This is a genomic window from Thalassospira sp. MCCC 1A01428, assembly GCF_002115825.1.
GTDB lineage: Bacteria > Pseudomonadota > Alphaproteobacteria > Rhodospirillales > Thalassospiraceae > Thalassospira.
Genome location: NZ_JFJZ01000008.1, coordinates 1 through 22,940 on the forward strand (window position 1 = coordinate 1; position 22,940 = coordinate 22,940).

Below are 22,940 nucleotides of genomic sequence, written 5' to 3' on the forward strand. Positions count from 1 at the left end.
TAATGAGTCCTGAGCCTAGCACAGCCAAATAACCTGAACACGTCCCTTGCCCTGAAACAGGGTATCACTCAACATGTTATCATCTTGCCCGGGCCAATTGGCATTCGCGCAAATGCAATACCGTCAAACACGTTGCGATGCAGCGTTACGGTCCCCCAATGCATTATACATTGCCAAGCCCGTTTAAGGCTTCTGCCCACAGATGGCAGATATGAAATTACCAAAAAAGATGGAACCGGGGTCAGGGCATCGGCCGAGACATCACTTAATAAAAGGCAGGGTCAATCGGCAGATGCTCCCCCGCACCTGATTATTTCTCACCGGCAAAGCTGCCTGGCATATCAATCAGGGAAAGCAACATTGCCGCAACGATCAGCACACCGCCGCTAAAACGGCCAATGGCACGGTGACCACCATGGCGGGTTACCCAAGGCGTAATGCGCGATGCCGCCGCCGCGTAAACCATTACGGCAGTGTAATCAAAAACAACAAAGGTTCCCCCCAAAATCAAAAGCTGAGGCAGCAAAGGCTGTGTTGCATCAATAAACTGGGGAAACAAAGCGCCAAAAAAAGCAATCGCCTTTGGGTTACCGGCCGCAACCAAAAACCCCTGACCGAACATTTTAAGCGGACGCGCAGGTTCACGGCCTGTTATATTTTTTATTACGATATCGTTTTTAATGCCTTTTCCGGCGGGCTTGCGAAAAAACGCCGCCAGCCCCATTGCCAGCAAAAACGCCACGCCAACCCATTTGACCGTATAAAATGCTGTCGCCGATGTTGCCAGAATGGCCCCAAGACCAACTGCTGCAATCACCATCTGAATCATATTGGCGGTAACATCGCCCAATGCGGTTACCAAGGTTGGCACAGGACCGTACCGCATGGAATGCGACATACCAATCAGCACACTTGGACCTGGCGTTGACACCATCAATACCACCAGCGCGCAAAAACTGATCCATATATGCAACGACATTTAACACCCCGATACCTGGCAATAATTGCGGGGTGTATCACAGCCAATCGCACGAACAAGCGCAATCCGGGCAAACCAACCATGCCAAGGAAATTGACCCTGCCAGCCCGACCGACCGGCCGGGTTTAACAGAACATCCGTTGTAATAACGGGAGCATCAACCAGGTTTAATCAGCGTGCGTTACTGCTTGTTACCGGAATGACGGGTGGATACCCGCATTCCTATCGTTCATTGGGCCATTGATCAAACAGACCGCGCACCTGCACCGACTTCACAATATCGGGGCCCAGCACCTTGTTACAGGTTGCCAGCAAACGCCGTTGCAGGCCCACAATGATCGGGTCCGGCGTTGGTTTAAACGGGGAAAAAAGCGGTTTTTCAGCCTCGCCTTCGGCAGGTTCCTCGTGAATTTCGTTACCGTCTTCATCCAGTTTTGGTTTCGGCGGCAAAAGCAGTGACGGCGCTTCGTAATGATAGCCACGCTTGCCCTTGGCAACCTTTTCGGCGCGATACTGGGTGTCGCGATAAAAATAACGTTGAATATCGCGCAAAAAAGCGTTCAACAATTTGGGCTGAATACGCGTTACAATGGCACGATGTTCGACAGAGGACAGCTCAAGCCAGACATCTGCCGCGATCTGGCGGATCATGCCCTGACGCGGCAAGACAATAGATGTCACAACTTTTTCAAGTTCGAATACATTGGCTGGCAAGGCCACACCAGCAGATTCACCTTCTGCCGCAGCCTCCTTGCCTTCGCCCGAAGAGGCATATGCATTTGAAATGGAAAATGCCGTCAGGGCAAAAACGGCTATGCCGAAAAATATACAAATACGGGCTGCCAGCGGCACAGTTTTCCGCTGTGCTGTCTTCCGGGTTTTACCCATTATTTCCAACCTACTATCACGTTTTATATGCTTCTTTGTATGCTATAGCGCATCAACTCGCCCATCAGGGGCATCTATGTCAAGCGCGGCGGCCAGAAGCTGTTTGGTATAAACATGTTGCGGATGATCAAAAATCTGATCGGCGGCACCACTTTCAACCAGTTTCCCGCTTTTCATCACCATCACCCGATGCGAAAGGGCGCGAACCACTTTCAGATCGTGACTGATAAACAGATACGCCATGTTATGACGCATTTGCAAATCGCGCAGCAATTCAACAATTTGCGCCTGTACCGACATATCGAGTGCCGAGGTCGGTTCGTCAAGGACCATAAAGCGAGGTTTTAAGACTAAAGCCCGTGCAATCGAAATACGCTGGCGCTGCCCCCCGGAAAATTCGTGCGGATAACGGTGCAACGCACTCTCGGGTAAATCAACCTCTAGCAAAGCCTGGGCAATACGGTCTTCGCGTTCGGCACGGCCAAGTTCCGGCTGGTGAATTTCCAGCCCTTCGCCAACAATTTGGGCCACAGACATACGCGGACTGAGCGAACCGAACGGGTCCTGAAACACCACCTGCATATCACGGCGCAAGGCGCGCAATTGTGCCCCCTCGCGGGCACGAACATCCTGCCCGTCAAACCGGATATCCCCCTTGGAATGCAACAGGCGCAATATTGCCAGGGCCAATGTGGTTTTACCCGACCCACTTTCACCAACAATACCCAGTGTTTCACCCTGCCGAACAGATACCGACACACCATCCACCGCATCAAGGTAATATTCCGGGCGACCAAGAATGCCTTTTTTACCAATTGGAAACCGCACGTGAATATCGCCGGTTTGCAATAATTCCTGCGCGTTATCGGGCAAAGGCCGCGCCTGCCCCGAGGGTACGGCATCCAGCAAACGCCGTGTGTAGGGATGACGGGGTTGTTCAAACAGGCGCGTGTTATCGCCAAATTCTACAATCTCGCCGTCTTTCATGACACAAACCTGATCGGCCATTTTCTTAACGATTTGCAAGTCATGGGTAATCAGCAACAAAGCCATTCCAAGCCGGTTTTGCAAATCACGCAATAACTGCAATATTTGCGCCTGAATGGTCACATCCAGCGCGGTCGTCGGTTCATCAGCGATAAGCAGTTCCGGGTCATTGGCCAGCGCCATCGCAATCATCACGCGCTGGCGTTGCCCGCCCGAAAGTTCATGCGGCAACGATCGCAGTCGCGATTTCGGATCGGGAATACCGACAAGATCCAGAAGCTCAAGAATACGTTCACGGGCCTTGGCCCCGCGCAGGCCTTTATGCAGCAACAACACCTCGCCGATCTGCTTTTCCACATTATGGAGCGGGTTAAGCGAGGTCATTGGCTCCTGAAAAATCATCGAAATGCGGTTACCGCGAATTTGGCGCAAGGTGCGTTCGGGCGCACCGACCATTTCCTGCCCGTCAAACAGAATAGACCCTGCAGGATGCATGGCACGCGGATAAGGCAGCAATTGCAAAATCGACATTGCCGTTACCGATTTTCCCGACCCGCTTTCACCCACCAGAGCCAGCGTTTCACCGCGCTGCATGCGAAAAGAAACACCGCGCACCGCATCGACACTGCCAAAGCGCACCGCGAGATTGCTGACATCCAAAAGATATTCGGCTTTGCCCTGTTCTGACATCAAATTCCCCTAGAATGTCTTGCGCGGATCAAAGGCATCACGCACGGCTTCACCAATAAAAATCAGCAAACTCAGCATGATGGCGATCGCAAAAAAGGCGGTAATGCCCAGCCACGGTGCCTGTAGGTTGTTTTTGCCCTGCGAAAGCAATTCACCAAGCGACGGTGAACCCGGTGGCATACCCAGGCCAAGAAAATCCAGCGATGTAAGGGCAACGATAGAACCATTTAACACAAAGGGTAAAAACGTAATGGTTGCCACCATCGCATTGGGCAACACATGACGTGTCATAATGCGAAAATCACCCACACCCAACGCCTTGGCCGCCCGGACATATTCAAAATTCCGTGCGCGTAAAAATTCGGCACGGACAAGGCCGGTCAGGCTCATCCAGTTAAACAGCACCATGATAAACAAAAGCGTCCAGAAACCCGGTGCGAACAGGCTGGCGAGAATAATCAGGATAAAAAGTTGCGGCAGCCCGCCCCAGATTTCAATCACACGCTGAAATGTCAGATCAACCCAGCCCCCAAAATATCCCTGCACCGCCCCTGCCGCGATACCGATGACCGAACTGATCAGGGTCAGGGCCATGCCAAATAAAACCGAAATGCGAAACCCGTATATCAGCCGCGCCAATACATCCCGGCCCAGATCGTCGGTTCCCAGCCAGTGCCGGGAGGATGGGGCTGCGGGTAACGGTTCGCGCATGTTGAAATCAATAGTGTCATAGGAAAACGGAATAATCGGCCAAACGGCAAAACCGTTATTCTGAATTTTTCCACGCAAATAGGGATCGTAAAAATCGGTCGCGACATCAAAATCGCCACCAAAGGTGGTTTCAGGGTAATCCTCGACAATGGGAAAGTACCAGTTGCCATCATATTTGACGATCAGGGGCCGGTCATTGGCCAGCCCGTCGGCCAACAGGCAAATCACAAACAGCACGGCAAAAATCATCAATGACCAATAGCCGCGCCGATTGGCACAAAAACTTTCGATACGACGCTGGTTTAGCGGGGAAAGGTGCAATGGATTTGCCATGTCTCAATCCTTCCGCGCATCAAAGTCGATACGCGGATCGACGAAATGGTATGTCAGATCGCTGATCAGGTTCAAAATCAGCCCTGCCAGCGTAAACATGTAAAGGGTGGCGAACATTACCGGGTAATCGCGCTTCATGACGGATTCAAACCCCAAAAGCCCCACCCCGTCGAGCGAGAAAATCACCTCGATCAGAACCGATCCGGTAAACAGCAAGCCAATCAGCGCGCTGGGGAAACCGGCAATAACCAACAACATCGCATTACGAAACACATGCCCGTATAAAACCCGTTTTTCGCTTAGACCCTTGGCCTTGGCCGTCACCACATATTGTTTGTTGATTTCATCGAGAAACGAATTTTTGGTCAGCATGGTCAGGGTGGTAAAACCCCCAATGGTTAGCGCGATAATGGGCAAGGTCAAATGCCAGAAATAATCACCTATTTTACCAAGAAGCGACATGTCATCCCACCCAGCTGACGTCAGACCGCGCAATGGAAAAATATCCAGATATGTCCCCCCTGCGAACAACACAATCAGCAACACAGCGAACAGAAAACCGGGAATGGCATAGCCGGTAATAATGGCAACCGAAGTCCAGACATCAAAGTTACTGCCATCGCGCACGGCCTTGGCAACGCCCAGAGGCACCGAAATCAGATAAATGATCAGCGTGGACCACAACCCCAGAGAGATCGACACAGGTAGCTTGTCGATCACGATATCGACAACATCGCGGTCCTGAAAATAGCTTTGGCCAAAATCGAAGGTCAGATAATTTTTCATCATCATCCAGAACCGTTCATAGGCCGGTTTATCAAACCCAAACTGCTTTTCAAGCTGGGTGATCACTTCAGGGTCCAGGCCTTGCGCGCCCCGGTAATTGGAATCGCTTGAAAAATTATTGCCACTTTGGGCACCACCGCCAGTATCGGCACCATTGTTTGAAATGCGTGCCGTGGTCGAGACACTGGCACCTTGAAGCTGGGCGACCATCTGTTCCACCGGGCCACCGGGCGCGAATTGAACAATGGCAAAGTTCAACACCATGATGCCAAACAGGGTCACCGGGATCAAAAGAATGCGACGCAGAATATAATTCAGCATGGCTTAATATCCCCCCTTGCCCAGTTTTTTTGATTTTTCCGGGTCAATCCACCATGTCATCATTGAATTGCCTTTGGTTGGCACCACCGATGGCCGACCAAAAATATTCCAATATGCCAAACGGTCCGCGGGTTGATACCATTGCGGAATGGTATAATCCCCCCATAACAACACACGGTCCAGTGCCCGGGTACGTTGCACCAGGCTATCGCGGCTGTCGGCAGATATCACCAGATCAATAATCTGATCGACCACAGGGTCCTTGATACCGGCAAAGTTACGGCTGCCTGGCTGGTCGGCCGCAGCAGAGGACCAAAAGTCGCGCTGTTCATTACCCGGCGACAAGGTTTGCTGCCACCAGAACGTGGTCATATCAAAATCGTGCGCCTGTATCCGGTTAATCCATTGACCGGTATCGACCAGGCGGAAGTCCATTTCAATACCCAACTGGCGCAAACGCGCCTGCATCATCAGGGCTATTTTCTCAAATCCCGGCTGGCGTAATAGCAAGTTAAAATGAAACAATTCGCCTGTTTTTTCATTCACCAGTTTCCGGTCTCGCAAAATCCACCCGGCATCGTTTAACAATGTCATGGATTCACGCAGGGCCTTTCGGCGACCATTTTCCTGATCATAATCTGGCAGACTATAGGGCTTGGTAAAAAGATCCGATGGCAATTGATCCCGGAACCTGTTCAGAACTTCCAGTTCCTCGCCTTTGGGCAGGCCTGAGGATGCTAGTTCAGAATTAGAAAAATAGCTGTCTGTGCGCTGATACGCGCCATAAAACATGGCCCGGTTCAACCACTGAAAGTCCATCGCATATTGCAAGGCCCGACGCACCCGATGGTCGGCAAAAATCGGACGGCGTGTATTCATAACAAAACCCTGCATTCCGCGGGGTTGGTGATTGGGGATCAGTTCCTTTTTGATATCGCCATTGCGCACCGGGGGTTTGTCATACCCGGTCGACCATTCACGCGATGAATGTTCACCGCGATAATAATATTCACCGGCAAAAAACGCCTGACGTTCAACATCAAGATCGCGGTAATAATCGTAGCGAATGGTATCAAAATTATACATGCCCTTGACCGAAGGCAGGTCTTTGGCCCAATAATTTTTGACCCGCTCATAGGTAATATGACGGCCCGGCTCGAAATCCCTGATTTTATAGGGGCCACTGCCAACCGGAATTTCAAAGGTAGTTTTGGTAAAATCCCGGTCTTTCCAGTAGTGGGCCGGTAATACCGGGACCTGACCCAAAATCAACGGCAATTCCAGATTATCGCCGGGCTTGAATACAAACTTGACCGTCAGATCATCCAGTTTTTCAAGATGGTCAACCGAGGCATAATATTGCCGATACAGCGGATTTCCTTTTTCAATCAGTGCATTGAACGAGAAAATCACATCATCGGCCGTGATCGGGATGTTGTCCTGAAAGCGAGCCTTGGGGTTGATGAAAAATGTCGCATAAGATCGGTCTTCGGGAACTTCAATCTTTTGCGCGACCAACCCGTATTCGGAAAAAGGCTCGTCATCACTACTCACCATTAAGGTATCATACATCAACCCAAGCCCGATCGCCGGATCGCCCTTTAAAATATAAGGGTTCAGCGAATCAAACGATCCGGTCCAACTATCCAGCAAGGTCCCGCCCTTGGGCGCATCGGGGTTAACATAGTCAAAATGGGTAAAACCCGGCCCGTATTTTAAATCGCCATACAGCGATATCGCATATTCAGGCCGCGCCAGACTGGCAAGGGGTTCTTCGCTCACGGCAACGGTCGGCGCAGGGGTGATATTGGGTTTGGCTTCCTCAGCCGGGCTAATAACGGGCCATGCCAGCACCACACATCCCGCAATCCATGCCCTGATCATATGCTTTTTACACCGCACAAAACCCAACCGAACCACCTCACCTGTACTGATATCCATCAAAATAACCGTTTTTTCCAATGATCGCGGTTGGTGATGCAAGGCAAATATGCCCTTTATCTGCTTGTTCATAATGGGGAACAAAATGGTTCAATTTCAAGGCATCATAAAGCATTACACCTGTTTTTGAACTGTTTTGCGCCTTGTGGTTTCAAGTGTAATTTCACTCATCAACCAATCGCGAAAGGCGCGAACCTTGCGCCGCTCCAGTCTTCCATCCGGATAGCACAGCGAATAGGCATAGGGGCTATCGACCGGCAAATCAAACGGTACAGTCAAACGGTTCGTCACCACATATTCGCCAATCATTGCCGGATCGGAAATAACCACACCAAAACCGCTGGCGGCAGCCTCCATTGCCATATCAAGGGTGGCAAAAACCGGTCCCCTGTCGGCATCCACCCCTTTTATACCCGTACCATTCAGCCATATACGCCAGTCTTCACGCTGGGCCGAACAATGCAGTAATGGCACCTTTGCCAAATCCTCGGGCTGCGACAATTGTGCCACCAGGCTGGGATGACACACCGGCAACAACCGTTCACCGGTTAAAAATTCATGCACCAGCTGGTCACCCGGGGTATCGGCAAAGCGGATGGCAATGTCGGTTTCGGAAAAATCAACCGGCAGGCTGTCGTCATTAAAGGTGCCCAGTTGCACCTGCAAATCGGGATATTCCGACTGAAACCGGCCCAGCCGCGGCACAATCCAGCGCATGGCAAAGGTTAACGGTGCCAGCACCCGCAACTGGGTATCATCGGGCCGATCCTCGATTCGTCCGACCGCAGATTCAATCGCATCAAACGCCTCGGTCAACGACATTAACAAAATTCGGCCCGGCCTAGTGAGTTTTAATCGCCTGTGATGGCGCTCAAAAAGACGTCGCCCCAGAACATCCTCCAAATGCTGAACCTGGCGGCTGACCGCGCCCTGAGTAACGTTAAGTTCTTGTGAAGCCTTGGTAAAACTTTCAAGTCGGCCTGCGACCTCAAAAGCACGCAAAGCATTCAACGGCAAGGGACGACGTTTCATAGCGGCCTTTCTTGCATGAGTTTACCTCATGCAATGATGCTAAAATATGGTTTGAGAGCAAGCAAAAAACGGCGTAACTCTGGGTTTAACGAAACGAAATTCATGGCCGCATCCCTTGAGAGAGCCGCCAGCAAATTGAAGGAATACAATTATGGTCGCGATCACCAAGAACACTGCCGCATTCACCGCCCCCCGTGCTGGCAACAACGACATTCTTGATCGTTTGCTTGCCCTGCCGCGCCAATGGGCCGCACGCTTTACCCTGCGCAACCGCCTTGCCGACATGGACGCCCATTTGCTGCGCGACATTGGCTGGGATGTTTACGACGCACGGATCGAAGCCAAAAAACCTTTCTGGCAGGTCTGATCGACCAGCCATAGCGGCAAAATCTTTTGCTGCCGACCGGGCCGGGTCGCATTCCGGCCTGTTAAACTGCCAAACCCGGAAATTCATTATGTCTCCCCGATTTTTCAGCTTGCAGGGGCGCCTTTCATTCCCCCTGCAAGTTCTTGATGCCCTTCTTCGTGCATTCTCCCATACACAGCCGCGGGTTCGTCATTGAAACGCAGCTAACCTGGCCGGTCATCGCAAGATGCCCGGCTTTTCTTTTGCCCAAAACCACCCCTTTTTCGCATCTCGGGCAAAGCAGGCCGCACGCGCCCTTTTGCACATTTCAATCAGGCCGGATGATACAAAAACATCAGGTTTGCTGCTGACAATACCGCAAACAAGGCCGCCACCTGCGCATAAAATGGTTCAATTTCGGGTAACGGCTTAAACGACTGGCGAATATCTTCCAAACTGCGGTGCCCGTTCACCCGCGACAAAATGGCAGCACTGGCCGGGGGAAGCGCACGTGTCAGTGAAAAACCGTTAAAATTGATTTTGATCTGCGCATTTTTGGCTACGGATGCCGCCAGTTTCGCGCCATCTATTCGGCCCAGATACGGCACCATCACCGACAAATCCTGCCCCTGAACCAGCATTTTTCCTGTTTTCTCGCGTCCTGAAATTTCAACCGGACGTGTTTTATTATTTGCTTTGACGACATAAAAAATATGCTTGGTAATATTGCCAGCCAGCAATTCGGCCATGGCGCACCGTTCACGCGAAGAAAGCCCGGCCAGCTTTGCGCGAACAGGGGCGCTGGTGGTGTAAATCACCGGATCATAACGCAACGGTTCAACAAAACTTTGCAGTCGCAAACCCGCCTGTTCGACAAAATCATAAACTTCGTCAACACGATAGGCCCGATCTTGCTGGTGCAACAACAAATCATAAAACCCGGCATCACCGCCCTGAATATGATCATTCACAAACGGGTTGCGTTTTAACCAGTTGGTTGGCGGTAACCCCTCGAACAATGACTTGCCGACATCAAGCCGGGCGCGTCCTGCCGCCTCGGCCGACAGGCGCTGCATCATTTCCTGCATATGATAAACGCCGGTACGGCCAAGGGTGGCGTAAACCATCAGGCCCATGCCGCCCCCCGGCTTCAAGCTTTCGGTCAGGGCGCGCAACCCGGCATCCGGGTCAGGCAAATGATGTAATACCCCGCAGCAATCAATGTAGTCATAGGGACCATATTGTCCCGCAAGGTCAACAAACGACCCGGTCACAAAGGTTACGTTTTTCAAACCCCTCCGATTAACCCGGCTTTCGGCGATCTGGCGCGATGCGGCAGACAGGTCAATATAGATGATTTCGGCATTTGCACCGCGATCCTGCGCCTGTTGGGCCAGCATCACCACCGCATCGCCAGTGCCACCTCCTGCCACCAGAATACGCAAAGGTGCGCCATTTTTCCCGGGGTCGCGCCCGCCAAAAATATAATGAACAACCTCGCCCCAATCCCCGGGTGACCCGGCAATCAGGCGCTTGTCCTCGTCCTCTGCCTGGCGCGCGGGATATGGGAATGTTTCATATTGGTCACGGGTACGGCTGGCATTTTTTTTGCTGGGTTTCGACCGGCTCATAGGGATGCTTTCGTCTGAAAAATGCCATCGGGTTGCGCGGCCAACGATATGCCGGAACGCCCCAAATCAGAAAACATCATACCGATCACACGGGGCATCCGCATTTGTCGCGGCCAAGCCTTTAAAATTCATGGTTTTTGCGCCAATGGCAAGCCAATGTAACCCGATGCCAGCCCTGCTATTAAAAAAACAGCGACATAACGTGGTGTTATTGAGCATCTTCGCGACACAGAACAACCATTTTGCTTGTCGCACTGCGGTCACGCAAGGCACTAAAGGCCTGTGATACATCATCCAGGGCAAATTGCCGCGAAACCGATGGTGTTATATGACCAACCGCCAGATTATGGAGCAGCTCCGACATACCATCGCGGGCAATTTCGGGGTTTTGGTCCAGATAGGCCCCAAAATAAAACCCCAGCACCGCAATGTTTTTCACCAGCAGGATATTGGCCGGAATTTGCGGAACATCGCCACTGGCAAACCCAATGACCAGCAAACGTGCGCCGGGTGCCACACATCGCAAGGACTGATTAAACACATCGCCACCAACAGGATCATAAACCACATTTACCCCGGCCTTCCATCCGTGCCGCTGGCAAATGTCCTTCACAGTGTCGGTTATGTTTTCGGTTTTATAATCAATGACAAAATCGGCACCATGCTGACGGGCGATCTCGCATTTTTCAGGGCCGCCTGCTGTCGCAATCACATTCGCACCCAAAACCTTGGCGCATTCAACCGCCGTCACACCCACTCCGCCGGCGGCACCATGCACCAGCACAACCTCGCCTGCGCGTACATTAGCGCGATACTTCAATGCAAACCACGATGTCCCATAGGTGATTTGAAATGCCGCAGCATCGGTGAAGGCCACACCATCAGGAATGGGAATAATCCGCCCGGCATCAAGGGCAATTTTTTCGGCAAAACCGCCACTGGCGACCATTGCCATCACCCGTTGCCCAATGACAGTGGAATCAACACCTTCGCCCACCGAAGCAACAACCCCGGCAATTTCAAAACCGGGAATAAACGGAATGTCAGGCTGTTGCTGATATTTTCCTGCAATGATCAGGGTATCGGCGAAATTGACCCCGCAGGCGTATATGTCAATCACCACCTGGCCCGGACCGGCCTGCGGGTCATCCACCGTGCGCATCACCGGGGCCACACCAAACTTTTCGCACATCATGGCCCGCATTACTGTTCTCCGCAGATTGATCCCGTCAAACCGGTTTCCGATGAAAGCAGCTTATAAAAAGCCAGTCAGCCGCAATGTGCCACACGAACCACAATTTATGATCAGAAAAACTTTGGTTTACGTTTGCGCCGTGCCAGAAAACTCAGCAGCACCCCAGGCACAAGCAACAGCAAAAACGCAGGTAATAGCAAGCCGGGAACAAAAACCTTGTCCCAAAGCCAGCTCGAGACATAACGCTCGATCAGGGCTTGCAGTAAATTCAGGCTTCCTGCATCCAGCCGATACCATAGCTCGCCCCCTGCAACGAACCGAATGGTTCCTGTTTGCAGCGCGCTAACCCCATCGCCCACCAGTACAGCCAGACAGGCAAATAAAAACAGCCAGCCCAGCACCCTGAAAAACCACATACTCTTCTCCGCCTTTTCGGCTTCAAACTTTTCGGTTTCGATATAATTGCCGACACCGTAACGGTTTTAGACACCTGCCGTAAAGGGGCACTACATAACCGAACGTCCCATAATGCATAAAATTACGGCAAACATTTGATTGCAGAGTACATGTTAGATCAAAAGTGTTAGCAATTACCCATATCGTTCTGTTTTTTCGCCCTTCCGGGTTCATAAATGGCCGGTAATCAAAAATCGTCCCGCTGCGCTGAATTTGGCCTTGTCATCCCCGATGCTGTCGGCTAATGTCCGCCCGCTTTCGCGATATATACAGATCGCATGTGGAGAGATGGCCGAGTGGTTTAAGGCGCACGCCTGGAAAGCGTGTTGGGGTGCAAGCCCCTCAGGGGTTCGAATCCCCTTCTCTCTGCCACCACCCCTAAATTCCCTTATTATTTTTGTATCCTGCCAGGAACAACCCTGCGAAACCGTAAGGTTCGCTGGATCTGCCTGTGCATGATTTTCCGGCTGGCTCGCATGGTTCACCCCCCGGCCATGCCCGGTTGCGCAGTTATGCCAAACACGCCGCCCTAAAACAATTTTTACTCCTGAAACGAAGCCTGTTCGCGTTCCAACGTATCCTTATGTGTGCCTGCCATCCGCCAGGCAAAGCCATACGGGGCACGATATTTTCTGCCGGGTCGAAAATGGCATTTATGCTGGTTTTCAGCGTGATTTCTTTGCATCCTTTGCGGAACGACCGATTTATCCGGCATGGTCACAAGACCGGAAATTGGCGATCATTGGGAAAACCATAAACATGGAATTCTCCCGTCAGGAGCGGCAAACATGACGCGATTTAAATGGATTCAGTAATCACTGCCGCCGCACGCGCCTTGGCATCAGGGGATCCCTTGGGCGCACTGGGGCGCGTTTCATTACGTGATGACCCACCGGCACTGGCTTTAAGGGGCATTGCCATGGCCCGACTGGGTGATTTTGAACGCGCCCGAAACCTGTTAAAAACAGCAGCCCGCACCTTTGGCAGCAACGAGCCGCTTGCCGCCGCGCGATGTGTGGTTGCCGAAGCAGAAATTGCCCTTGTTTCACGCGACCTTAACCGCAATGACAAAAAACTGGAAGCCGCCCGCAGAACCCTTGAAGCAATGAACGATGCCGCCAATGGCGCCCATGCCCGCCATATCGAAGCGCATCGCCTGTTGCTATCGGGGCATATCGATCAGGCTGAAAGTTTACTAGGTGCAATAAAAATAGAAAAACTGCCTGGCTTGTTGCGGGCCGCACACGAACTGGCAATTGCCGGCATTGCCACCCGGCGTCTTGACATAAAAACGGCCCGCGCAGCTTTGGATCATGCCGCCCGAATTGCCGATAGCATGAATGTCCCCATGATGATCGCCGAGGTCGAAAAAGCACAGCATATCCTGAATACACCTGCTGCCCGCCTGATCGAGAGCGGCAAGGAACATCCTGTTTTGCCAGATGACGTGGCATCAATCATTATGTCAAAGAACATATTGATTGATGCCTGCCGGTATGTTCTGCGACAGGATGGTAATGCGATGCTGCTGACATCACGCCCCGTGCTGTTTTCATTATTACGTAAGCTGGCCGAAGCCTGGCCCGATGATGTTTCCCGCGAGGTGCTTTTACAAACGGCCTTTAATGCCCGGCATATGGATGATTCCCATCGCGCACGGTTACGCGTCGAAATTGGACGATTGCGGGCAAAAATAAGTAAAATTGCTGCCATTCGTGCCACCAAAACCGGGTTTGCACTGCACCCATGCGACAAAAACCGAAAAATCGTCGTTCTTGCCCCACCGGTTGAAGACCGCCACGCGCCGCTTCTGGCATTGCTGGCCGACGGCGAAGCCTGGTCAAGTTCCGCATTATCCATGGCACTGGGATGTAGCCAACGCACGATACAAAGGGCACTGGACGACCTGGCAGCCAAAGATAAAATCCTGTTTTATGGCAAAGGACGCGCCAAACGCTGGATGACCCCGCCCTTTCCCGGTTTCACGACAACCTTGTTACTCCCTGGTCCGCTGCCGGGCACCTAAACTGGAAGCACCGATAACATCCAGACCATAAGGAAACAGAACATGAAACGCGCAGCAGCAGAGATTATTGCAGAACTTGGCCCGTTTGACGGGGTCAGCACTGTTCACGGGGTAACATATGACGGGCAAAAAATCTGGTTTGCCGCCGGAGCAGAACTGATCGCGATTACCCCCGAAGACGGCACCAAAACCAAAACTCTTGCGGCCGAGGCCGATGCAGGAACCGCCTTTGATGGCACCTATTTCTATCAGATTGCCGATAACCGTATTAACAAGATCGACCCGGAAACCGGCGCGGTTTTAGCAACCATCCCAGCCCCTGGCCCCGGCAACGGGGCGGTTTCAGGTATGGCCTGGGCGGAGGGTTCACTATGGGTTGGGCAATATCGTGATCGCAAAATACACAAAATCAACCCGGAAACCGGTGAAATTCTCCGTACCATTACATCAGATCGCTTTGTCACCGGTATCACCTGGGTCGAGGACGAACTTTGGCACGGCACCTGGGAAAATGAACAAAGTGATATCCGCCATATCGACGCCACTGACGGTACCGTCCTTGCCCGGATCGACATGCCGGATGGTATGGGGGTATCGGGGATGGAGTTTGATGGAAAAGACCGTTTCTTCTGTGGCGGCGGCAATAGCGGCACGGTGCGTGTGGTGCGCAAAAACACCTGATCAAAGCACAAGAAATAAAATAAAAATATTTTATTTCAAATATTTAAACTAAAAAAGTGAACCTTTTTCTGAAAAAATCAGGAACGTTTTAGCCGCCATATCGTTGAGGGGACATAACGCTCGAACATCAAATGAAAGGAGAGACGTTATACCTGCTATCGATACCGCAAAAATCCTGATCCTTGCGACAGACGGCTATGAACGCTCTGAACTAAGGGTTCCCCGCGACAAACTATCCACCCATGGGGCCGATGTAAAAATCGCCTCCTTGAAAAGTGGTAGCATTAAAAGCTGGGACAAAGGCGACTGGGGCGACAGTGTTGATGTCGACCTTGAGGTCAAAGACGTTGATATCAAGGATTACGACGCACTGGTTATTCCCGGCGGGCAAATTAACCCCGACCTGTTACGCAATGACGAAGGCGCTGTGTCGCTGGTACGTGAATTTGTCGCATCAGGCAAACCGGTGGCCGCAGTTTGCCATGGCCCGTGGTTGCTGGTCGAGGCAGATGCCCTGCGCAATCGCAAGGCAACGTCCTATCCATCGATCAAAACCGACATGCTAAATGCCGGTGCGACATGGCAGGACAAGGAAGTGGTTTGCGATCAGGCGATTATTACCTCGCGCAACCCCAATGATCTTGATGCGTTTGTCAGCAAGATTGTCGAGGAAGTTAGCGAAGGCAAACATAGTCGCCGGGCAGCCTAACCAGCGTCAGGCAAAAGTAAGCCTGTAAACGTATTTAAACCCCCGATCTTGTGCATTTTGCACGGTCGGGGGTTTTTGTTAGCGTTTGGGTCCTGCGGTAAAATCAATATCGGCAAATGCCTCATCATCGCAAAAAGCGGGGGTTTCCCGTGCTGCAGGTTGGTCGATACCGACGCCGTCATATTCCGCCACAACCTGATAAACCGGACCATCGCCTGTTGAAATCGACTGATACAGGCAAAACCGGTCCACCTGAAAAGACCGGCTGACCAAGTCGGCGTGATCGGCCACCGCCTGCCCTATTACGGCCCGGCTGGCAGAACGGTTACGGCCCAATGTGATATGCGGGGTGAACTTACGCCGATCAAGCTGGCCGGAAATATCATCACACCGAAACAGGGCGGATTCCACCCGATGGGCAAGCTGGTTTAATAACGGTTGCGCCTGTACTGCTGCCCACAAAATGCGTGCCTTGCGGTCTGTTCCAAACATCCCCAACCCGGCAATTTGCAAATCAAACGGTGTAAAGCGGGTCTGAAGCAGCGCATCATCAATACTGACAGCTGTAACACGGTCATGAACTGTGCCAATGAATTTAAGGGTCAGGTGCATATTTTCGGGGGTTTGGGCCTCCAGCCCGCGAATGGCACGGGCAACAGGATACAGATTTTCGGCGATATCGACCGGGATGGGAATACCGACAAACAGGCGCATTTTCAGTCTCGCATTGCAGATGGGATCATCAGGCGGGTGCCCGGTAAAGTCATACTTACCGGGCCGTTCAGGGCATAAGCCTTAACCAGATATAATATTCAAACGTCATAAAACCGCCTCATCGGAACGTGATGAAATGGACAATACCGTAACGGGCATGGGCTTACGCAAATTCGCCCGCCGAAGACGGGACATGTTAACGAAATGTCATCAACAAAATTTCACATGCATATTACGACGCGGGCGGGGGTGTAACTTTTTGAGATGTGCCGGGCATCGGCACCAGGTCATCTTCACCCGGCACCGGGGCAAAACGGCCCTCGCGCCAGTCCGCTTTGGCCTGTTCAATTTTATCCTTGCTGGTGGCAACAAAGTTCCACCAGATATGGCGATGCCCCAACGGCAAACCACCCAGCAACATCACCCGACAATGGTTTTCAGCAACAATATCGGGGATTTCCTCGGGTGCGACGTAAATGAAGCTAAAGGCTTCATAGCGCACACCATCCACCCGCAATGCCCCGTCAATAACATATAAGGCTGCCTGCTGGTTTTCACCGGGCAGTAACAATTGCGCCCCGCCATCCATATGCACATCAAGGTAAAACAGCTTTGATTTCACCGGCACCGGGGCCGTCAGACCAAAGGCTTCGCCCGCGATCAGGCGCATATGCAGGCCGGATTCATGAATGACCGGTAAATCATCTTTTCGGACATGGGTAAAATCAGGCGGGCAGTTCTCGTCTGCCTCGGGCAAGGCGACCCATAATTGCAAACCGTGCAAATTATGGTCGGAATGACGCAAATCCGATGTTTCACGTTCTGAATGCACAATACCACGGCCGGCTGTCATCCAGTTTAAATCACCCGGGGTAATTTCAAGATGATTTCCCAGACTGTCGTGGTGCAAAATCGCCCCGTCAAACAGATAGGTCACCGTTGCCAGGCCAATATGGGGATGGGGCGGCACATCAATGCCCGAACCGGCGTCAAAACTGACCGGTCCCATATGGTCAAAAAATACAAACGGACCAACCGAACGCACATCGCGATGCGGCAAAAGGCGCCGCACGGACATTCCTTCCAGGTCGGTTTCCTTGCCTGAAACGATCACTACCATACGACGCCTCCTTTTATATCGGCGTTACCGGGTGGCACCAACGCCCCCCGGCATCATAAATATACACCAAACCTTAACCCAAAGCCTGCTTACGGGCAGGGATTGGGCCACTGGGTCTGGATGTTTTCGATTTCGGCCAGAACATCGTCCGACAGGGTGATATCGGCGGATCCGATATTGGATTTCAGCTGTTCCATCGATGTGGCACCAATGATGTTTGCCGTCAGGAACGAGCGTGAATTCACATAGGCCAGTGCCATTTGTGCCGGGTCCAGCCCGTTATCTTTTGCAAGTTTGACATAGGCTTCGGTGGCCTTGATGCCATTTTCCTTAAGATAGCGGCCAAAATATTGCGGCCACAGGGTTGTCCGTGCCCCTTCCGGGCGCGCACCATTCAGATATTTACCCGAAAGTGCCCCACCGCCCAGCGGTGAATAGGCCAAAAGACCGGCATCTTCACGGATCGAGCATTCAGCCAAACCCACTTCATAGGTACGATTCAACAAACCATACGGGTTCTGCACCGAAGCAACCCGGGGCCAGCCTTTTTTCTCGGCCAGTTCCAGAAACTTCATCAGGCCCCAGGGGGTTTCGTTCGACAGGCCGATATGGCGCACCTTGCCCGCCTTGACCAGTTCATCAAGGGCGGAAAGGGTTTCCTCTATGGGCGTGAATTCCTCGTTCGTGTCATGCTCGTACCCCAGCTTGCCAAAGAAGTTGGAATTACGATCCGGCCAGTGCAGCTGATACAAATCGACATAATCGGTTTTCAGGCGCGATAGCGAACCATCAATGGCGGTAAAAATCTGGTCACGGGTCAGGCGCGGGCCACCCCGCACATAGGGAAAACGCTCCGCCGGACCAACAATTTTGGTAGCAATCACCAGATCATCGCGCTTGCCGCGTTTTTCCAGCCAGTTGCCAATGATGGTTTCAGTGCGGGTGAAGGTATCTTCCATCGCCGGAACCGGATACATTTCGGCGGTATCGATGAAATTGATCTCGTTGCTGGTGGCATAATCCAGCTGTTCAAAGGCTTCGTCCTGGGTGTTTTGCTGTCCCCAGGTCATGGTTCCAAGGCAGATAACACTGACATCGATGTCAGTACGCCCTAAACGGCGATATTCCATCCTAAAAGTCCCCTTTTTACAGCCCTGTTTGCGGACTGTTTCATTTTGGAAATAGGATGAATATATCCTGCCTTGGCGACAATGAAACCGCTGTGAGCCTTTTTTCGTGAAATTTCATCACGATATTACATGAACAGGGTTAAAACACCCGTATAAGCGTAAAAACGGTCGTTACATATTTCACCATTTCCGTAAAAACCGGTCAGGGGCAAATCCCCCAGTTCTTCCTGAATGATCATCATTTCGCGGTTTTCGGTGCCAAACAAATGCGGCCCACGGGCGACACAGCTGCAATAAAGCGCGCCACGCGGCCGGCCAGGCAGGCGACGCTGCAAATCGGCCAGCATTCGGCGCAAATCCTGTTCGGCTGTTACACTGTCACGGCGAACAAAGCGCACAGCATCGCCGGGCCGGGCGTCGTCATTTACGGCTATCAGATTGTTTTGCGGGTCAATGCCCATCAAATTACGTACGACAAAATCACCGGTATCAGTACCGGGCACCATAAAGGCAATGTGATAGCGCCCGGTACCCAATTGCGCACCGGTGCCTCCCCCCGACGCCAACGACAGGCCGTTTTCATCGGCAGCCATTTCGTCACAAAATACCTGATAGGCTGGCTTGTCATCCAAAAGTGATATAATGCCGCCCCGCCCCTCGGTAACCCGGTGCACAGGGCCAATTGGCGAACAAGCCTGGCTTAAGCCAACCTGCACCACGGTGTCATTGGCAAACAAAACCCCGGAAAGCCCCCCACGGGTTACCTTGTTGGCAATTTGCGCCGCCCCCTTGTCATTACCCGACGCAACACCCCCCACCAGATAGGTTGACCCGGTACGGGCCAATTCGGGCAAAAGTTTCAGGGCTTCGGGCACACCAGGGTCAGCATGGATCAGGCCGAATAATGGTTCCAGCCGGGTGATGGCATCCTGAAGGGCATCATCATCAATATCGTCATCGGTGCAAATGGGATCAAACACATGAAAACTGTCTTCGTGCAACGGGGCAATCATGACCGATGCCGCAGGCACCCCGAAATAGGCCCGCCCCGGCCCACAAACGCCAACCCCCGATGTCCCGACCCAGCACTCAACCCCAAGACGGGACCGCAGAAATGTCAACATACTGGCCATATCGCCGGCTATCGGCTCGGAAACATATAAAAACGCCAGTCCACCGGCAATCGGTCCCTGACGTTCGAGTTTTTCAGCCAGTTCCGACGAAATTGCTGCCCAGTGTTCACCGCTGGCGTGGGCCGCAATAAATTCCGCTGTCATCATATTTCCCCGTTAATTGGCGCAAACACCCAGGCGACCATATGCGAAACAGGATTATTGTTCATATCCATTGCCAATATGCGCCCCATCGCGTTCCCCGCCAAACAAGTTGTTTTGACCGTTTGATCTAACCATTCCAGCAGGTTGATCACAAGGGGGCAAACACAGACCTGTCAAAACACCAGCGCGACACATTATAACAGTGCCTTAATATATATGTGCCGCAAAACCCCGGATTAACCGACATGGCGCCGCAACAGTTCCATCGCCGCATTTAACTGTGTCATCCGCTGATGCGAACCATAATTGCTATCGGGGTGGTGAATGGCGGCCAGCACCCGGTATTTGGTCCGAATGGCCCGCAAATCGGGCCGGGCCCCCGGCGCAAAACCCATGACATGCAACGCATCGTTATAGGTACTAACCCCGCGGTCCAGCGGATCAAACGCCAGATTATGGACTATCTGGCGCAACCGTTCGACCTCCTCGCGCGATTGCGTCAGTTCTGCAGGGGGTTGCATGATACGTTTTTTAAGATCGGCAACTTCCTGTAACGCCCGGCGCTCGGCGGCCAACACATCAGGACGGTCCACCCGGATGCGGACATCTCCCCCTTCAAAATCCAGGGCCATTTTCAGGGCCTTGCGCACCGTGATAACCGAATAACCCGACGGCAACCGCAATTGCAGGCGCGGTTTGCGGCGCCACGGGCGTCCTTCGGCAGGGCCGGATTTAAGCACGATGGTTTCACGGTCCCCTGCGGGCGGGTCGCCAGGGTCAACATAGCCGTCAATAACGTCTTGCGGCACAATCAGCATGACAGAACGTGCCAGATCGGCGGCATTCACTTCGCGTCGTGCAGCAAGATCAAGCACGGCATCGCGAAAAACACTGGCACAGGGAATGGTATAGGACTGCTTTACAGTTGGCGACGCCATGAAGCCCCTTGTAACGAAAATGGCTTTGATAAAGTGCGACCGGAATGGAAAAACAGCCCGCCTTCAACTTCGATAATCGCGGGGCACAGTGTATGCGAGGGCATATAACCGTGCAACTGCAAAAGTAGACAGTTTTGAATCGCTTCCGAGTCAAAATCCGGTTTGCAACAAGGTTTGAAACCGACTTTTTGCAAAGAACAGCTATTCCAAAAACTTAAATTATTGAAATATATGGATATTTTTTAACTTTCATTATCCAAATTCGACATTCGGAAAATGCATAACAAAGTATTAACAAAACACGCCAGAGCTATGCAAGCCAACCGCAGCCTCGACCTAACCCCGTTTTCCGCCCATTAAAAACATATATATAACAATTAGTTATGATAATTTGGAAGTAAAGATCGCAACCCGTTTCTCGAAACTGCTCAAACCCCAAATTTGTTTCGGTTTGCGGCCTAATTTTTGAATTTTGGCACCAACCCGCGATGCAAAATCGATTGGCTTCTTTAAAAATCTACGAATGCAGTTGCGACATCGACAATTAGAACACAGCCGAAAGTAAACAAGTTCTTAACAGGCACAACTCGCCGCGAAAATTGCTGGTTTTTGGGGTCATTTCCAACAGATTTACCGCAATATTGACACCGATAAATAAACATAAACTATTGATATATAACGATAAAATACGAAAAGAGAAAATCTTCCATTGCGTATCAAAGATCACGGCAAACATCGTTGCCTTTTCGTTACGAAAACTATCTACATTTGCAGTTTTACAAGACAGATTTTTGCCCTGCGGCATCTTTTGCAGCCAGAAACACCCTAATTCAGGTCAAAATTACGACCCAAGCCATTAAAGCCACGGCATTTTTATATGATGCGATTATTCAGCCATGCGAATTTGACAGGACATTGCATCAACAGCAAAAAACAGCCTGATTCATCGCGCCATACGTTCCCCAGAAATAAGAATAATGAAGAAAATACAATGCACTAACCAAAATCAAACCGGAACAGATCGCATTGTAGACTGTTGGTTCAGACAGCAACACTGTTTCGCCTCAGACCATTGCCTTGCATCTGATATCTGACCTTTCGTTCCCCGAATGCCGTCCTTCCCGTCCACAGCACAAGCCCAACGCAGCGCCCCCGATCAGTTTTTTAGGGCCGCAATCACATCTGGCGTTATATTTTTCACAATAACATCAACACCCCTGGCATTAGGATGCATACCATCCCCCTGATTGAGTTCCGGGTTTGCAGCAACCCCATCGAGGAAAAACGGATAAAGCGGAAGCTGAAATTTCTGTGCCAGATCAGGATAGATCGAATTAAACTCGATCCCATATTCCTTACCCATATTTGGCGGTGCCAACATACCGACCAGCAAAATGCGGGTTTGATCTGCCTGTAACTTTTCAATGATTTGTTCAAGATTATTACGGGTTTGCGCCGGATCCACCCCACGCAAGGCATCATTTGCGCCCAGTTCCAGCACCACCAGATCGGGCTTATCGACCAATGCCCAATCAAGCCGTGCCAACCCGGCCGCCGTCGTATCGCCCGACACACCACTGTTAATAACCTTGGCATCCAGCCCCGCATTTTTCAGGGATTGCGCCAGATTAGGCGCGAAACCATCCTGATCTGGCAGGCCGTAACCGGCAATCAGACTGTCACCAAACAGAACAATGGTTGGTGTTTGCAAAGAATCGTTTGCGCCATTTGCAGTTTGCGCGTGGGCCGATTGTAAAAATACACAAACCGAAACGAAAACCAGCAATGCCAAAACACACTGCATGACACGTGCACGCGCCCCGGAAAAATAGCGCCCCGCCTGTGCAAAAGTGAAACTGTTAACACCGGGGCCTTGCTCCGATATGGATATTGACACATTTGTGCAGGTAATCATTGGCTTCCTCTTGTTATGCTGGCGCAATATTCGGGTATTTTGGTGTTTACCGCCAAATTGCATGAAAACTAATCATCGCAATGGCTGTTTGTCTCTGTCAAATGCCTACCAAATCGCAATGGCGCAACCCTGAC

Annotated in this window: 20 protein-coding genes and 1 tRNA gene; 5 read left to right on the top strand and 16 right to left on the bottom strand. The window is 51.7% G+C overall.

From position 1 onward, the window contains the following. Positions 1-310 precede the first annotated feature (310 nt). From THS27_RS08610 to THS27_RS08640, 7 genes are all read right to left on the bottom strand, one after another. Positions 311-979 (bottom strand): LysE family translocator, encoded by a 669-nt coding sequence (locus tag THS27_RS08610; protein ID WP_085589901.1) that lies wholly within the window; start codon positions 977-979, stop codon positions 311-313. Positions 980-1,201: 222 nt separating this feature from the next. Next, positions 1,202-1,867: a hypothetical protein gene (locus THS27_RS08615; protein ID WP_085589903.1), complete on the bottom strand. Its 666-nt coding sequence runs from the start codon at positions 1,865-1,867 to the stop codon at positions 1,202-1,204. A gap of 42 nt (positions 1,868-1,909) precedes the next feature. Next, entirely contained in the window at positions 1,910-3,544 is a 1,635-nt protein-coding gene (locus tag THS27_RS08620) for an ABC transporter ATP-binding protein (RefSeq protein WP_085589905.1), read from the bottom strand. A gap of 9 nt (positions 3,545-3,553) precedes the next feature. Beyond that, positions 3,554-4,588 (bottom strand): ABC transporter permease, encoded by a 1,035-nt coding sequence (locus tag THS27_RS08625; protein WP_085589907.1) that lies wholly within the window; start codon positions 4,586-4,588, stop codon positions 3,554-3,556. A 3-nt stretch (positions 4,589-4,591) separates the two neighbouring features. Continuing rightward, the gene (locus THS27_RS08630; protein ID WP_085589909.1) at positions 4,592-5,695 is read right to left on the bottom strand and encodes a microcin C ABC transporter permease YejB; all 1,104 of its coding nucleotides are present in this window, start codon (positions 5,693-5,695) and stop codon (positions 4,592-4,594) included. A gap of 3 nt (positions 5,696-5,698) precedes the next feature. Further along, a complete protein-coding gene (locus THS27_RS08635) occupies positions 5,699-7,636 on the bottom strand; it encodes an extracellular solute-binding protein (protein WP_246832897.1) in 1,938 nt (645 codons plus the stop codon). A gap of 114 nt (positions 7,637-7,750) precedes the next feature. Next, positions 7,751-8,668, bottom strand: coding sequence for a LysR substrate-binding domain-containing protein (locus tag THS27_RS08640; RefSeq protein WP_085589911.1), 918 nt, complete (start codon positions 8,666-8,668; stop codon positions 7,751-7,753). 151 nt (positions 8,669-8,819) lie between these two features. Between THS27_RS08640 and THS27_RS08645 the strand changes: the two genes are divergently transcribed. Then, positions 8,820-9,035: a DUF1127 domain-containing protein gene (locus tag THS27_RS08645; RefSeq protein ID WP_085589913.1), complete on the top strand. Its 216-nt coding sequence runs from the start codon at positions 8,820-8,822 to the stop codon at positions 9,033-9,035. Positions 9,036-9,346: 311 nt separating this feature from the next. On the opposite strand, the gene THS27_RS08650 is transcribed toward THS27_RS08645, so the two are convergent. The 3 genes from THS27_RS08650 to THS27_RS08660 all read right to left on the bottom strand — a co-directional run bounded on the left by THS27_RS08650 (position 9,347) and on the right by THS27_RS08660 (position 12,256). Beyond that, entirely contained in the window at positions 9,347-10,645 is a 1,299-nt protein-coding gene (locus THS27_RS08650) for a bifunctional 2-polyprenyl-6-hydroxyphenol methylase/3-demethylubiquinol 3-O-methyltransferase UbiG (RefSeq protein WP_085589915.1), read from the bottom strand. Between the two features lie 208 nt (positions 10,646-10,853). After that, a complete protein-coding gene (locus THS27_RS08655) occupies positions 10,854-11,849 on the bottom strand; it encodes an NADPH:quinone oxidoreductase family protein (RefSeq protein WP_085589917.1) in 996 nt (331 codons plus the stop codon). 101 nt (positions 11,850-11,950) lie between these two features. Next, positions 11,951-12,256, bottom strand: a complete 306-nt coding sequence (locus tag THS27_RS08660) for a hypothetical protein (protein ID WP_085589919.1) — start codon at positions 12,254-12,256, stop codon at positions 11,951-11,953. 322 nt (positions 12,257-12,578) lie between these two features. Here THS27_RS08660 and THS27_RS08665 point away from each other — a divergent pair. The 4 genes from THS27_RS08665 to THS27_RS08685 all read left to right on the top strand — a co-directional run bounded on the left by THS27_RS08665 (position 12,579) and on the right by THS27_RS08685 (position 15,712). Further along, positions 12,579-12,668: transfer RNA gene (locus THS27_RS08665), tRNA-Ser, on the top strand. 430 nt (positions 12,669-13,098) lie between these two features. Continuing rightward, on the top strand, positions 13,099-14,322 hold the full coding sequence (locus tag THS27_RS08675; protein WP_085589921.1) for a helix-turn-helix domain-containing protein: 1,224 nt from the start codon (positions 13,099-13,101) through the stop codon (positions 14,320-14,322). A gap of 42 nt (positions 14,323-14,364) precedes the next feature. Continuing rightward, complete coding sequence (locus THS27_RS08680) at positions 14,365-15,003, top strand: PQQ-binding-like beta-propeller repeat protein (RefSeq protein ID WP_085589922.1); 639 nt, start codon at positions 14,365-14,367, stop codon at positions 15,001-15,003. A 103-nt stretch (positions 15,004-15,106) separates the two neighbouring features. Continuing rightward, a complete protein-coding gene (locus THS27_RS08685) occupies positions 15,107-15,712 on the top strand; it encodes a type 1 glutamine amidotransferase domain-containing protein (RefSeq protein WP_371455323.1) in 606 nt (201 codons plus the stop codon). Positions 15,713-15,790: 78 nt separating this feature from the next. Here the strand turns inward: THS27_RS08685 and thpR are convergent, their stop codons facing one another. From thpR to THS27_RS08725, 6 genes are all read right to left on the bottom strand, one after another. Then, positions 15,791-16,426 carry an RNA 2',3'-cyclic phosphodiesterase gene (gene thpR / locus THS27_RS08690; protein ID WP_085589923.1) on the bottom strand — a complete coding sequence of 212 codons (636 nt, stop codon included), beginning with the start codon at positions 16,424-16,426 and terminating at the stop codon, positions 15,791-15,793. A 232-nt stretch (positions 16,427-16,658) separates the two neighbouring features. Next, on the bottom strand, positions 16,659-17,546 hold the full coding sequence (locus THS27_RS08695; RefSeq protein ID WP_085589924.1) for a pirin family protein: 888 nt from the start codon (positions 17,544-17,546) through the stop codon (positions 16,659-16,661). Positions 17,547-17,635: 89 nt separating this feature from the next. Further along, positions 17,636-18,676, bottom strand: coding sequence for an NADP(H)-dependent aldo-keto reductase (locus THS27_RS08700; protein WP_085589925.1), 1,041 nt, complete (start codon positions 18,674-18,676; stop codon positions 17,636-17,638). Between the two features lie 125 nt (positions 18,677-18,801). After that, positions 18,802-19,956, bottom strand: a complete 1,155-nt coding sequence (locus THS27_RS08705; protein WP_246832898.1) for an FIST C-terminal domain-containing protein — start codon at positions 19,954-19,956, stop codon at positions 18,802-18,804. Between the two features lie 233 nt (positions 19,957-20,189). After that, positions 20,190-20,891 carry a J domain-containing protein gene (locus THS27_RS08710; protein WP_085589927.1) on the bottom strand — a complete coding sequence of 234 codons (702 nt, stop codon included), beginning with the start codon at positions 20,889-20,891 and terminating at the stop codon, positions 20,190-20,192. A 1,156-nt stretch (positions 20,892-22,047) separates the two neighbouring features. Continuing rightward, entirely contained in the window at positions 22,048-22,806 is a 759-nt protein-coding gene (locus THS27_RS08725; RefSeq protein ID WP_085589930.1) for an arylesterase, read from the bottom strand. Positions 22,807-22,940: the final 134 nt, after the last annotated feature.